9 protein-coding genes and 1 pseudogene are annotated in these 14,115 nt (G+C 68.1%); 7 read left to right on the top strand and 3 right to left on the bottom strand.

What is annotated here, in order from left to right; all coding sequences use genetic code 11:
- Window positions 1–11: 11 nt before the first annotated feature.
- The 6 genes from DB31_RS05060 to DB31_RS05035 all read left to right on the top strand — a co-directional run bounded on the left by DB31_RS05060 (window position 12) and on the right by DB31_RS05035 (window position 8,928).
- Window positions 12–1,073 carry a hypothetical protein gene (locus tag DB31_RS05060; protein ID WP_157231836.1) on the top strand — a complete coding sequence of 354 codons (1,062 nt, stop codon included), beginning with the start codon at window positions 12–14 and terminating at the stop codon, window positions 1,071–1,073.
- Window positions 1,074–1,308: 235 nt separating this feature from the next.
- On the top strand, window positions 1,309–2,070 hold the full coding sequence (locus DB31_RS45920; RefSeq protein ID WP_083968051.1) for an energy transducer TonB: 762 nt from the start codon (window positions 1,309–1,311) through the stop codon (window positions 2,068–2,070).
- A gap of 1 nt (window position 2,071) precedes the next feature.
- Window positions 2,072–3,322, top strand: a complete 1,251-nt coding sequence (locus DB31_RS05050) for a PepSY-associated TM helix domain-containing protein (protein ID WP_044183032.1) — start codon at window positions 2,072–2,074, stop codon at window positions 3,320–3,322.
- A gap of 112 nt (window positions 3,323–3,434) precedes the next feature.
- Window positions 3,435–5,783: a TonB-dependent receptor gene (locus tag DB31_RS05045; RefSeq protein WP_052419723.1), complete on the top strand. Its 2,349-nt coding sequence runs from the start codon at window positions 3,435–3,437 to the stop codon at window positions 5,781–5,783.
- Between the two features lie 2 nt (window positions 5,784–5,785).
- Window positions 5,786–6,466, top strand: a complete 681-nt coding sequence (locus DB31_RS05040; RefSeq protein ID WP_044183030.1) for a Fe2+-dependent dioxygenase — start codon at window positions 5,786–5,788, stop codon at window positions 6,464–6,466.
- A gap of 173 nt (window positions 6,467–6,639) precedes the next feature.
- Window positions 6,640–8,928 (top strand): DUF4091 domain-containing protein, encoded by a 2,289-nt coding sequence (locus tag DB31_RS05035; protein ID WP_083968019.1) that lies wholly within the window; start codon window positions 6,640–6,642, stop codon window positions 8,926–8,928.
- A gap of 153 nt (window positions 8,929–9,081) precedes the next feature.
- On the opposite strand, the pseudogene DB31_RS50300 reads toward DB31_RS05035, so the two are convergent.
- Together DB31_RS50300 and DB31_RS05030 are read right to left on the bottom strand one after the other, a co-directional pair.
- Window positions 9,082–9,204 (bottom strand): annotated as a pseudogene (locus DB31_RS50300) (tyrosine-type recombinase/integrase); the annotation flags it as partial.
- Between the two features lie 295 nt (window positions 9,205–9,499).
- Entirely contained in the window at window positions 9,500–11,752 is a 2,253-nt protein-coding gene (locus DB31_RS05030; RefSeq protein WP_044183026.1) for a Kelch repeat-containing protein, read from the bottom strand.
- A gap of 249 nt (window positions 11,753–12,001) precedes the next feature.
- Here DB31_RS05030 and DB31_RS05025 point away from each other — a divergent pair, with 249 nt between their 5' ends.
- Entirely contained in the window at window positions 12,002–13,216 is a 1,215-nt protein-coding gene (locus DB31_RS05025) for a hypothetical protein (protein WP_157231835.1), read from the top strand.
- 233 nt (window positions 13,217–13,449) lie between these two features.
- Here the strand turns inward: DB31_RS05025 and DB31_RS05020 are convergent, their stop codons facing one another.
- The gene (locus tag DB31_RS05020) at window positions 13,450–13,890 is read right to left on the bottom strand and encodes a hypothetical protein (protein ID WP_044183020.1); all 441 of its coding nucleotides are present in this window, start codon (window positions 13,888–13,890) and stop codon (window positions 13,450–13,452) included.
- Window positions 13,891–14,115: the final 225 nt, after the last annotated feature.

The raw sequence follows: 14,115 nt of genomic DNA, 5'->3' as shown, positions 1-14,115 counted from the left end.
CAGGGCGAAACATGACACGAGACAGAAACCAGGTGCGCTGGACGGTTCGCGCGCTCGTTCTCTCCCTGGCCATGGCCGGGTGTGTCTCGAGCTCTTCCCAGCCGGTGGCTCTAGCGGATGTGCCTCCGGCGTTACGGGGGACAGCGCCGGAGCAAATCGTCACCCTCCTGCCCCTGGGTGGCGCGCTTCAGAGCGAAGACGCCGAGCTCTCGGGGCTCGCGTGGTACGGCGATCACCTCGTCATGCTGCCGCAATATCCCGGCTGGGAGGATGACGGCCCCGCCTGCCTCTACACCGTCTCGAAAGCGGAACTCCTCGCGCGGATCGATCACACCGCGACGGGGCCGCTGGAGCCTCGCTGCATCGTGTTCGACAGCGGCGGCCTCGAGAAGCGCATCACCGGCTTTGAAGGCTACGAGGCGCTCGGCTTCTCCGGGGAGCAGGCGTATCTGACCGTGGAGACCCACCGGCTCGCCGGGAAGGCGTTCCTGGTCACCGGCCGCATCGCGCCGGATCTGAGCGTGCTGAAGCTCGAGGCTTCACCTCAGGCGGTTCTGCCCTTGCCAGCCGACGTATCGAACGCGGGCTTCGAGGCGCTGGTGGTAGGCGAGAACCGGGTGCTGGCCCTGTACGAAGCGAATGGGGCCCGTGTGAACCCGGCGCCGGCCGCCGAGAGCTTCGATGGCTCGTTGGGCCATTCCGGAAAGCTCACGCTGCCCGCGATCGAGTACCGCATCACCGATGCCACCTCGCTGGATGCGACGGGCCGGTTCTGGGTGATGAACTACAACTACCCAGGCACTCAGAAACACTTCAAGCCGGCGCCGGATCCGCTCATGGCCCGGTATGGCACCGGACCGACCCAAGCGCAGAAGCCCCAGGTGGAACGGCTCATCGAACTCCAAGTCACTCCAGGCGGCATCGTGCTCACAGACAGGCCACCCCTTCAGCTCCAGCTCTCCAATGAAGCAGCCCGGAACTGGGAGGGCGTGGTGCGGCTGGAGGACCGGGGCTTCCTGCTGGTGACTGACAAGTTCCCCCGGACCTTGCTCGGCTTTGTCCCCAAGCCCTGAAGGTCTTCACCCCAAGTTCGGGTGATCAGAACACTCGCAGTAGGCATGGACTTCCTCCCTCGTCCCGCGCCAACCATTTTGATCCAGGCAGGGTTGACGCAACCGCTCCCCCAAGATACTTGTGGGAGCAATGAAATTGAGAACGATTCTCAATATCACGCCTTTCGAACCGTACGGCCAGGGTCCGGCCCTCGCGCAGAGAGCGGGCGCGAGAGACGCAGCGGGGCTCTTCCGCATGGGCCATGCGGCTGGGGCGAGCGACTGGGAGCGCTGGGGATGGGCCTTGATGATCGCCGCGTTCGTCCACGTCGGGGCGGTCTTGGCCGTGCTTTGGGTTCCCCGCCTCTCCCCGCAGACAGCGCCACCTCCCGAGGACCCGCCGTTGGTACTCCTCACCTTCATGGCGCCCCCTGCGGCGGCCCCGGCCCCTGCCGCGCCAGCGGCAGTGCCCCAGCGAGTGATGACCAGGGCCCGTGCACGCCCTGCTCGTCTCAAGCCGCCACCGCAGGTGCCAGCGCCCCTGCCGGAGAAGGCGCCCGTCCCTGAAGAAGTGGAGCAAGCCCCGCAGGAGGAAGCCCCTGCCCTCGAAGAGCCTGAGTCCGCGGCGGGAACCGGAGCGATGGGAGCGGTGGTCGCGGGCCTCGTGAACTCCGCTGCGAAGGAAGGTGTTGGCACGGGGCTGGGAGTCGCCTCGGGCGGCGAGGCGGTTGACGTGAAGCAGGTGTCGCGTCCGCCCACCGTGCTCCAGCAGGTCCTCCCTCAATATCCCCGGCCGGCCCGCTCCCAAGGCATCGAGGGGCTGGTCCTGGTCCGCATCATCATTGGGATCGATGGGCGCGTCGAACCCGAGAGCCTGCGCATCATCCGCTCGGTGCCGGAGCTCGACGCGGCCGCCCTGGCCGCCGTCCGTCAGTGGCGCTTCTCCCCCGCCCTCGGACGGCACGGCCGGCTGGTGCGAGTGATCGTCGACATCCCCGTCCAGTTCTCCCTCAAGTGACATGAAAAGCACCTTCCGCACGATCCTCTTCTGGATGCACCTGGTCTCCGGCCTCGTGGCTGGGATCATCATCGGCCTCATGTCGCTGACGGGAGCGGCGCTCGCCTTCGAGCCGCAGCTCGAGCAATGGGCGGATCGCGAGGCCCGGCAGGTGCAGCCCCCCCCGTCCGGAGCCGCCCGCCTCCCCGTGGAAGAGCTGTTGGCGCGAGTGCGCGCGGCCAAGCCTGGGGTGCAGCCTCAAGGCGTGACGGTGTACGCCGATCCGGAGTCCGCCGTGCTGGTGAGCACGGGCCGCGGGAGCGGCGTCTACGTGGACCCCTACACGGGCGACGTCCGGGAGCAGGGAGGAAAAGGGCTGCGTGCCTTCTTGCATCAAATGGAAGAACTGCACCGGTGGCTGGCCACCTCCGAGGACCATCGCGCACTGGGCCGAGGAGTCACCGGCGTCTGCAATGCGGCCTTCCTGTTCCTGGCTGTCTCTGGCTTGTACCTCTGGTGGCCTCGCAGGTGGACGTGGAAGACGGTGCGCCCGGTCCTCTGGTTCAAGGGCGGGCTGAAGGGCAAGGCGCGAGACTTCAACTGGCACAACGCGGCGGGCTTCTGGGCCATGCCCATCCTCGTCGTCCTGACCGCGTCGGGCGTGGTCATGTCCTACAAGGCGGTCTCGGACCTCATCTTCACACTCACCGGGAATGAGCCGCCCGCCAACTCGGGCCCGTTCGGGCAGACCGCAGTCAAGGTGCCCGAGCCGCCTCCCGGTGCCACGCCCCTGGGTGTCGACGCGCTTTTCGCGGAGGCCCAGAAGCAGGTGCCCGCCTGGGAGAGCATCTCGCTGCGCATGGGCGGAGGCCCCCGGCCTGGAGGGCAGCGCGAGGGTGGCCCACGCGAAGGAGCCCCGCGCGAAGGAGGTCCACGCGGGCCGCAGGCCATGACCTTCTCCATCAAGGAGCAGGGAGGATGGCCCCTCTTCGCTTCCGCGCAGCTCTCGCTCAATCCCTTCACGGCGGAGGTGCTGCGCCGGGAGACCTTCGCTGACTACAACAGTGGCCGGCAGATCCGCACCTGGCTGCGCTTCCTGCACACGGGACAGGCGCTCGGGTGGGCGGGCCAGCTCGTCGCGGGAGTGGCCTCCTTGGCGGGAGCCTTCCTGATGTGGACCGGCTTCACCCTCTCCTGGCGGCGCTTCTTCCGCCGCCGGTCCACGGTGGCGACCACGGAGCAGGAGCTGGAACAGCCTCCGGTCGTTTCCTGAAGCAGGAGCTGAACCCGCCTCCGCCTCTTCTTGAAGCAGGAGCTGGACAGCCTCCGGCCGTTTCTTGCAACTGAGAATCAAAATCACAATTAACGCCAACAGCGGGGTAAACGTGGGAGCGTCAAAGAAGGGTGGCACGGGCATTCGCTCGACGAAGGGCACCGCGGGAGGCTTGCGCGGGGTGGTGCGTCCCTGGGGGCCTGCGGCCGTCGGACTGGCGTCCGCGCTGATCACCCCTGGAGCGCTCGCCCAGGAGGCCGCGGCACCTGCCGCGCCGCCCGTGACCGAGGAGCGTCCCTCCACGCCTCCACCGCAGCCGGCGGGACTCCCCGCGCAGCCCCAGCCCGAGGCGCCAGCGACGGCGGCTCCCGCTGCAGCGCCCCAGGATTCGGCGGGGACCGAGGGCCAGTTCGTGCTGCCGACGGTCCAGGTGCAGGGCGAGGCCGAGACCTACCGCGTCGAGGAGAGCAACCTCACGCGCCTGCCCACGCCGCTGATCAACACGCCTCAGAGCGTCACGGTGGTCCCGGAGAAGGTGCTCGAGGAGCAGAAGGCGACGACGGTTCGCGAGGCCTTGCGCAACGTCTCGGGAATCACGGTCAGCGCGGGCGAGGGCGGCCGGCAGGGAGACTCCTTCATCCTCCGCGGCTTCTCGGCGCAGACGGACGTGAGCCGCGACGGCGTGCGCGATATCGGCTGGTACACGCGAGACACCTTCAACCTGGGGGGAGTGGAGGTCTACTTCGGGCCCTCCGCCGTGCTCTTCGGCCGAGGCTCGACGGGAGGGGCCATCAACCTCGCCACGAAGAAGCCTCAGCGCAGGTCCTTCCAGGAACTGTCGCTCACGGCGGGCACGGCGCCGTCGGGGCGGCTGGCGCTGGACGTGAACGAGGCGGTCTCCGAGCGCTTCCAGGTCCGCATCAACGCGACGGGGCAGCTGGCGGATGTGGCGGACCGCGACGTGGTGAAGGCCAACCGCGCGGGCATCGCCCCCTCGCTGCGCTTCGCGCTGGCGGAGCGCACCTCGCTCGAGTTCGACTACCTCTACCAGCGAGAGGACAGTGTCCCGGACTACGGTGAGCCCTACTTCAACGGCTACCCGGTCTCGAACACCCTGGAAGTCCCCCGAGAGACGTTCTACGGCGTGCAGGACTCGGACACGGAGCGGGTCAACGCCCACATCGCCACGGGCCGTATCCAGCACCAGTTCAGCCCCGCCCTAAGCCTGACGAACACGCTGCGCTACGGCGGCGTGGATCGGTTCGCCCGGCCCACGGCGCCGCGCGGCCTGACGCCCGCCGGGGCTCCCACCACGATTGGACGGCAGCGCTTCGAGACCGCGACGGACAACACCTATCTGGTGGACCAGTTGGATCTGCGCGGAGAGTTCGAGACCGGTATCGCCAAGCACACGGCGAACATCGGGCTCGAGTGGTCCCGGGAGACGCGGGAACAGCGCCGCTACAATCTGTTGGCGCAAGGCCTTCCCTCGGGCACGAACCTGCCCGCGGATCTGTTTGATCCGAACCCCACGCCGGACCTTTCCTCGGTCGACCGAGTCTTCTCCACCAGCAACGCGGGCATCCAGCGCACGTTGGCGTTCTATGCGTCGGAGCAGCTCGGCATCACCCAATACCTCGAGCTCGTCGGCTCACTGCGCTACGACATCTTCAGCACGGACTACGCCTCGACGAACAACGCGGGAGCCGTCACCCACCTGGAGAACAAGGACACCTTCCTCAACTGGCGCGCGGGGCTCGTGCTGCACCCGCTGGAGAAGACGAGCGTCTATGCCATGTATGGCACCTCCGCCAATCCGTCCGCGGAGGCCGGGACGCTCGATGCAGCCACCGAGAGCCTCGAGCCCGAGAAGAACCGGATCATCGAAGCGGGCGCCAAGGCTGACCTCCTGGAGGACCGGCTGGGGCTGAGCGCGGCGGTGTTCCGCATCGACAAGAGGAATGCGCGCGTGCCGAACACGGATCCGAGCGGGCCTCCGCAGATCCTGGCGGGCCGGCAGCGCGCGGAGGGCTACAACGTGGGCGTGGCCGGCACCGTGACCGAGCGCCTGCGGCTGTTCGCGAACTTCACGCACATCTACTCGGCCATCCTGGAGCACAGCAATGACTACCTGGAAGGCCAGCCGCTGCCGAACACTCCGAAGAACAGCCTCTCGCTCTGGACGACCTACGAGGTCATCGAGAACCTCACGTTGGGAGGCGGCGCCATCTATCAGAGCGTGACGACGGTCAACAACCCGGCCTCCGCGACGGTCGCTTTCCTCAAGGTGCCCAACTACTGGCGCTTCGACGCGGTGGCGGGCTACCACTGGGGCAAGGTAGAGGTGCAGCTCAACCTCAACAACCTGACGAACGCGCTCTACTATTCGCAGTACTACGCAGGGCACGCGGTTCCGGCGGAGGGCCGCACGGTCAGCGTGTCCGGCAAGTACCGGTTCTAGCCATGTTGGTGCACATCCCCCACGTCCTCACCGCCGAGCAGGTGACCCACTGCCGGGAGACCTTCGCCCGAGCTGACTGGGAGGACGGCCGCAGCACGGCCGGCCACCAGTCAGCACAGGTGAAGAAGAACCTGCAGCTTCCGGAGAACAGCCCGGCGGCGCGGATGCTGGGGGATCTGGTGCTGGGGGCGCTCGAGCGCAGCCCCCTGTTCATCTCGGCGGTGTTGCCGCAGCGGGTCTTCCCGCCGCTGTTCAACCGCTACGAGCCGGGGATGAACTTCGGCTCGCACGTGGACAATGCCATCCGTCCGATCACCGGGACGCCGCTGCGCTTGCGCACGGACGTCTCGGCGACGCTCTTCCTCTCCGACCCGGAGAGCTACGACGGGGGAGAGCTCGTCGTGGAGGACACGTATGGCAGCCACTCGGTGAAGCTGCCGGCGGGGGATCTCATCATCTACCCCGCCTCCAGCCTGCACCACGTCACGCCCGTGACGCGAGGAGTGCGGCTGGCCTCCTTCTTCTGGGTGCAGAGCATGATTCGCGATGTGAGCAAGCGAGCGCTGCTCTTCGACCTCGACACGTCGATCATGCAGCTCACCCGGGAGGTGCCCAAGAGCCCCTCCCTGGTCATGCTGACGGGCATCTACCACAACCTGCTCAGGCAGTGGGCCGAGCCCTGACTGAGGTTGATCGCTCACCCATCGAGCGAACAGCCGGTCGTACCGCCTCGCGCCAAGCGCGCTCATGAGGCGTTGCCCACCCGCAATCCCAGCCAGCAGCCGCCGGGGAAATACACCGCGCAAAGGGAGGTGTTCGGCAGCACACACATACAAAGCGCAAAGGATCAGACTGCATGCGGAGCCGGCTCGGCGCCCTCTCACTCTCTGTTGTGACTGCCTTACTGCTGCTGACGTCGTGTGGCGAGGGCTTCGACCCGATGGCAGGCGACGGCTCACCGCCGCTCGACCCGGGGGCAGGTGACGCCGAACAACCCTCTGCCCCGGTGACAGCCGATACCGAACAGCCAGGAATGGTCCAGGAGGCGCTGGTCACCAGTCAGGCCCTCCGCCCGGATGGCACCGTCCAGTCCGGATGGCGCACCGGCGACACGGGCAGCGCCTGGGAGAAGCTCGACGAGCCGGTCACGCAGCCGGCCGCCGTCTCTGCTGACAACGATTATCTCTGGGCGGGCGGAGCGGATCAGGTCACCGAGGTGAGCCTGCAGAACCCGTCCATGTACCGCGGCGATCCGGGAGAGGTGACTGCCTGGTTCTACGGCAACACCGGCGCTGGGACGCAGGTGCGCGTGGAGGCCGTCACGGGCAGCCAGGTGCGCGCCAGTGTCCTCGTCCCCGCGACGGCGGGGTTCGGCTGGCGGTCGGTCCGCTTCAAAGTCGGCCAGCGGCTGGAGCTGGATGACCTGCGCCTGCGCTTCCGCAGCCTCGGTGGCCCCGATGCCAACATCCGGGCCGCCTACGTAGAGGTGGGCATGCCTTCGAACTACGTCGTGCTCGGCTCGGCGGTGAAGGTGCGTCCCCAAGAGATGCCTGAGGGCCCGTCCCGTGCTGCCATCTTCGCGGCTCGCAACGAGTTCGAGTCGTTCCAGGTCGTCGTCAAGGCACCGAGCGCGCCGCTGCGCGGGCTTCGCGCGTCCTTCTCCGGGCCGCTCACCGGCCCTAACGGCGCCGTCATCCCGAGCCGGAACGTGACCGTGTATCGCGAGGGCTACTACAACGTCCGCACCCCGTCTGACCTGGAAGGGGCGACGGGGCGCTGGCCGGATCCGCTCATCCCCGCGGTCGACCCGCTGCTGGGCCAGACGCGAAACGCGTTCCCTGTCGATGTGCCCGCGGGTGAGAACCGGACCCTCTGGGTCGACGTGCTGGTCCCCATCGACGCCGCCGCGGGCGTGTACCGGGGAACCCTCCAGCTCACGGCCGAGAACCTGTCGCAGAACATCCCTGTCGAGCTGAAGGTGCTCAACTTCACGCTCCCCTCCACCACGACGCTCAAGAGCTCGTTCGGCTTCACGCCGGGCATGGAGTGCCAGCTCGGAACGCCCAACTGTGAGACCGACCTCGTCGCCCGCGCCAAGGCCAAGCAACTGTTCGTTCGCTCGGCGCTCGACAACCGCATCACCACGGCGCGCGCGCACGCCACCAACCTGCGGACGGGCAGCACCACCGGCATCCAGGAGTTCCGGACCTATACCCTGCCCTTCATCAAGGGCACCGCGCCCACTCGCCTCCCTGGCGCCCGGCTCACCACGTACCAGGTGAACATGCACAAGAACTACGACGTGGGCGCGTGGAAGGAAGAGGCGCGGCTGAACGGGTTCGAGAACATCGCCTTCATCTACGGGTGCGACGAGCCGCACTTCTTCCCGAAGTATGGCGACGACCACAACAACTGGTTGATCTGCAAGGACTACCTCGCGCAGGCCGAGAGGGCCTGGCCCGCAGCGCCCCGGATGGTGACCGCCCATATCCAGAGCGCACAGGAGAACGGGGGCACGGAGAAGACCGACATCATGGTCGTCAACGTCGAGCTGCTGGACGGGCCGGCCGGTGGTCCCTGGTTCGCGGGTGACCAGCGACCGCTCTATGACTCGTTCCTCCAGAACTCGGGGGGACGGCCCAAGGAGCTCTGGATGTACGCCGCCTGCGGAAGCCACGGCTGCGTGGAAAATGACAAACCGTATACGAACGGCTGGGCGGGGCTCGAGATTGATGCGCCCGCCTCGGAGAGCCGGGCCATGGCGTGGCTGGCGTTCCGCTACCGGCTGACGGGGACGCTCTACTACGACATGGCCATGCTCCTGCCCCATGCCTGGGACGACCAGTACTACGCGACGGGCAACGGCGACGGGAACATGATGTACGCCGGGACGGTGGCCCGCATTGGAGGCACGGACCCCATCCCCATCGAGTCGGTTCGGATGAAGAACGTGCGCGATGGTTACGAGGACTACGAGTACCTCGAGCAGCTGCGCCGGCTGGGCTACGGCACCGAGGCGCAGGACATCGCGCGAAGCCTCTTCCCGGCGCCCTACGACACGGCGAAGACGGATGCGCAGGTTCAAGCGGCCCGCACGCGGCTCGCGCAGCGCCTGGCGTCGCTCCTCGGCGGCCCCACGCCGTAACCTGATGCACAGGTTGTGTTCTCGCTCGGCGGCGGGTTCGATTCCCGCCGCCTCCATCCCGAGAAGCCCAGCAATCTTAACGGGTTGCTGAGTTTTTCTTTGTCCTCGTTTCCTTCATGTGACCTCAGTGTGCCCCTCTGGCGTCTCTAGCTGGTGGCGGTGTCCCTTGAGTGCCTCCACTGCCGACGCGGGGAGATCCACCGTTCGTTCCCGTCCACCTTTGGGCAGCCCCACCACGCCGCGCCAGATGGTCCGGCGGTGGGTCGCCTTCCTTCTGCCGGGGCGCTGAACGCCAAGGGCTGCGGGGCCGCCATCCTGGCGGGCTTCTACCGAGCCAGCATGCGAGCCTGGACACGCGCTGGCTCTACAGATTCCAGGTTCTAAGACAGATAGGAGCTGTGCTGAGGGTGAGGGCTGGTGCAGAGGGACCGAGAAGGCGGGGCTCTCCTCCGTAAGCCCAGGCTCCGCACCTGCTTGAGGGAACAGTGAGTGAGCGGACTACTGGCAGTGGATCCTGGGACTGAACCACCCGTGGAAGGGTTTGCTCAGGCCCAGCGAGTCAGCCAGACGCTCAGGGCTGGTAGAGCACCGTGGAGCGGCTGGTGAAGAGCACCTTGCCGGACGACAGCAGCGTCGCGGTGTGCCTGTACTGAGCCGGTCCCATCGAGGCGACAGGAGCCCACGTCCCAGAGGCAACATCGTACAGCACCGCCGCCGCGCTGTTATCGAGGTTGCCGCCCACGACAAGCACCTTGCCCGAAGGGAGCAGCGTGGCCGTGGCCCCGGCATGCGCATTCAGCGCAGAGCCCGCGGCCGTCCAGGTGCCGGTCGCCGGATCGTACAGCTCCGCCACCGTGCCACCATCGGCGTTGCCGCTCGCGACGAGCACCTTGCCCGAAGGGAGCAGCGTGGCAGTGTGCCCCGGGTTCCGGGGGATGTTCAGAGAGCCGGTAGCCGTCCAGGTGCCGGTCTCCGGATTGTACAGCTCCGCCGTCGCGCTCCAGCCGCCCATGACGAGCACCTTGCCCGAGGACAGCAGCACGGCCGTGTGCCCGTAGCGGGACATGCTCATGGAGCCGGTGAGCGTCCAGGTGCCGCTCGCCGGATCATACAACTCCGCCGTCGCGGTGGTGCCTCCGGCGGCGAGCACCTTGCCCGAGGGCAACACCGTCAGGGTGTGGCCCTTGCGCGGCACATTCATGCGGGGGGTCGGCGACCAGCTCCCCGTGGACGGATCATACAGCTCGGCCGTGTCGTAGCTGTTCCAGCCCTGCTCGCCTCCAGAGACCAGCACCTGCCCCGAGGGCAGCGACACTGCGCTGAAGTAGCTCCGGGTCTGGCTCATGGAGCCGGTGGCCGCCCAAGTCTGGGAGACAGGGTCATAAATCTCGGCCGTGGCCTTGTCGCCGCCCGGCCCATTGCCGCCCATGACGAGCACCTTGCCCGAGGGCAGCACCTCCGCCTGGTGCCCGAGCCGCGGCTCCACCATGGCGCCCACGGGCACCCAGCTCCCGTTGGACGTGCAAGTCGGCAGCCCCGTCACGGAGAAGGTCTGGACGGCCGTCAGGTTCGCGGCGTTGGTGAGGGTGACGCTCAGCGAGCCCTGAGAGCTGTCGTTGATGCAGGCCGGCGCGGTCCAGGCCACCCGGCTGCTGGTGGCCGAGTCCGTGGAAGCGCCGAACACGCCACTCGCGGCACCCCACTGGAAGCTCAGCGCGCTCCCCTGCGGATCACTGGCCACGACCTCGAAGATGAGCTGCTGGTTCGCGCGGGCCGTGAGGCTCGACTGGTAGGAGCGGATCACGCGAGGAGGCAGGGCGTGGACTGTGGGCTCGGTCACGCAGAGCGCGAGCGTCGCGCTCGTCTGGCCGCCGCGTCCGTCGGAGACACTGACGCTCAGCTGGCAGTTGTTGCACGCCGCGGCGGGCAGAGCGCTGGGCGTGAAGCTCGCGACGCCCAGGCCGAGCTCCTGCAGGCTGCCCGCGCACGAAGCGCTCCACTGGTAGCTCAGCGCGTCCCCATCCAGGTCCGCCGCCGACACCGTGAGCAGGGTGCTCTCCCCCACCTCGAGCTGCGACTCCGAGGAGGTGAAGCCCATCACCGCCGGACGGCTGTTGAAGCGCACGTCCAGCACCGCCCCACCCTCGCCAGCCGAGACGTTCACCACGAGCGACACCGAGGAGGCCGCGCCGCGCGCGTCGCTCACCGTGAGCGCCAGCGTCACCGGGCCGTTGTCCGCCGGAGCGCTCCACGTGGTGCTGGCATCCGAGGGCGCCGCGAAGCTTCCCGCGCTGGCCGTCCACGCGTAGGCCAGCGTGTCACCCGGGTTGAGATCGTGGGCGCTCCCCGCCAGCGTCACAGTGCCGCCCGGCGCCACCACCAGCGGCGCGGCCACCACCGAGTCGATGAGGGGTGCCTCATTCTCGTAGGGCTCGGGGGCGGAGACGTCCTGAAGGGTGAGCGTGACGAGCGTCACCTGGCCCGCCACCACCGTGACGTGCTCGGCCTGCCCCTCGTACAGCAGAGCGCCTCCGGCGTCGAAGGCCTGGGCCTGGAAGATGCGCTCGAGGCCCGCGGGGATGTTGCCGATCATGCCGCCCCACACCCCGTCGGTCTGGGCCAGCTCGACGGTGATGGAGGGCATGTCCGCCGCGGAAGAAGTGACGGTGACGCGGGAGATGGCGTTGGCGGAGAGAGCCTGGCGCGTGGAGGCGGCCAGACGCACTGAGCCGGTGGCGGAAGCCTCGGCGGGCTGCGCCGAGTGACAGCCCACGAGCCACGTGAGCATCAACGGAAGGAGAACGAAGAGACGGACGGGGGACATGCGGGTTCCTTGCAGGAGAAAGGGCGGGAGGCCCGTTCTTTGGCTGCAAGACTGCGCGTCCTGGCCTCGCGTTTCCGTGAAGCGGCTCACGCGCCTTCTGTGACGCGCGTCACAACCCTTTGGAAGCTCAAGGGACGCGGGACTCCACGGCTGCACTCCATTCCTTGACCCTTGGTCGCGCGGCGCTCGAAAGTGGGCGCCGCGCTGTCGACCGGCGGCCAAGCAAGAGGAGAAAGCGTGGGAGGTTACATGGCGATCCTATGCGCTGTGCCGTACTTCGGGAGCCGTCCCCTGGTGGCCTCCGCCGCCGCCCTTCTGCTCGTAGCTTTTGGCGCGTTCGAGCCGGGCGCGGGTGTCCACGGCGCCCCCGTTCTGGCAGCGGGAGGAGTGATTGGAACCCTCTTGGTTGTCTGGGCGGCGCAGCGTTTCGTGTGGGGCCACATCGAAGCGGTGTGGCCGCGCCTGAGCCCGTGGCGCTGGCACGCTGCCGTCGCGACAGCCACGGTGTCCGGAATGGTTTTCGCGGGCTACCGGGTGGGGGCTTTCGCCTCCTCTTCCGAGCGCCATACCTCGGCGCTCCTCCTCGGAGGAGTGGTGGTGGGCGCGATGGGTGCACTGACGCTCGCGTACTCGCGGGCACACACGCGGATCCGCCAGGGGCTGGAAGCCATCCCTGGCGCGGATGAGCTGGGCGTCCTCTTGGTGCTGGAGGCGGGAGAGACGCTCTTCGTCATCGGTGGGATGGCGCTGTGCGCCTTCGCGCCGGTGGCTGCGGCCTTCGCCGTGCTGCCAGCAGCCGGGCTGATAGCCAGCGCGTATTTCCTCCTCCGTGCTCGGGAGGAGTCGGAGCGCATGGCATGCCCTGCTTGTGCCACATCAACGCATCGCGCGGCGCAGCGCTGTCCAGGTTGTGGTGCGCCTCGCGAGCCGAGTGCGCTGGATGTGATTGGCCGCACCTCGCGCAGACCCGCCGTGGACATGCAAGCCCACGTCTTCACGCTGCTCGCCCGCTGCCGCTGCCGCGCATGCGCCGAGCCACTCGCGGCGGGCGGGCCTCAGGCGTGCTGTGCGCGGTGCGGCGCCAAGGCCTTCCCGGCCCCGGACGACATCCGGCTGTTCCTCCGGGCAGCGGATCGCGCGCTGCTGCGGATTCTGCCCCTCCTCGCGCTCATCGGCGCGGTGCCGATCATCGGGCTGGTGGCAGGGCTGTGCGTGCTGCGCCTCTCCAGCGCCAACGCGGTGGCCGCGCACGGGCGATGGAAGCACCGGCTCGTGGCGCGCGCGGTTCGCGTCGGCGTGCTGCTGGCATTCTCGCTGTTGCAGATGATTCCCTTCGTGGGCGCTGGCGTGGTGCCGCTCATCGCCGTTGCCTCCCACCTGTCGAATCGAAGGCCGCTCCAGCGCGCGGCCACGGAGGCGGCCAGCTCAGCACCGGTGGAGCCGGCCCCTCCTGCCACGGCGTAGTCAGCCACGCATAGGTCTAGCGCGGCACCACCGGCCCCCTCTTATGGAAGCCGCCCTCGGGAAAGGACTGGGTCGCCAGCCGCTCCAGCAAGTTGAAGTCATTCAGGAAGCCGCCTTCACTTGCGCAGCGGCCTGGGCTCGAAGTCCTTCGGTCTGGAGCATAGAATAGAGGATGCTCCTAGCGCGAAGCTGCTGCGCAGCAACCCGGCCCCATCCAACCGCGGTCCCGGGCCCTATGCGGCGGGCCCGACGAGCGTGAACGGATCGTGGACGACGACGCGGATCGCCGCGGCGAGCTCGGGCTCGAGCTGCGACCGCTTGGTGTCCTCGATCCACGGTAAGGCGGTGCGCAGCCGCTGGCAGAGCCGAATGAAGTAGAACGGACTCGGACCATTGAAGTTCACGCCGCCGCCGTAGAGGCGACTCATCGTGTGTGCTTCGACCCGCATGGGCTCGAAGAACGACATCTCGGTCGCCAGCTCGAGGCACTTCTCCTTGTCGCGTCGGGGATGCAGCGCGGCGAGCAGGAGCAGCATCGCTAGAGGATCTTCGCTCGCTAGCCAGGCGGCCGCGACCGTCGCGCGATCGAAGCCGAGGTCCTGCGGCGATGACCAGTCGCGGTTGCGGCGGGACACCTCGTCCATCAGGTCGGTGAGTGTGCGCCGCGTCGTCACGCGCCGATGATACGGCACGGCGCGCGTTGTTCGGCAACTATCCGGCGGCCGGCCGCAGTCCGCTCGCCCGCAGCGACAGCCGGGCCACGCCCGCCTCAATCGGAATGAAAGTGTCCGGGCTCCCACGGAACTCCGCCAAGCCCACTCTGGGAGTGTCGTGCTGAGCAGTCTTACGGAAACAGCGCTCGACCCGATGTCTCTCCCAGGTGCCCGTTCCTGGTGAGC

Origin of the sequence: Hyalangium minutum (assembly GCF_000737315.1) — a bacterium.
Classification (GTDB): Bacteria; Myxococcota; Myxococcia; order Myxococcales; family Myxococcaceae; genus Hyalangium; species Hyalangium minutum.
This window is presented reverse-complemented; position numbering and strand designations above follow the sequence as displayed.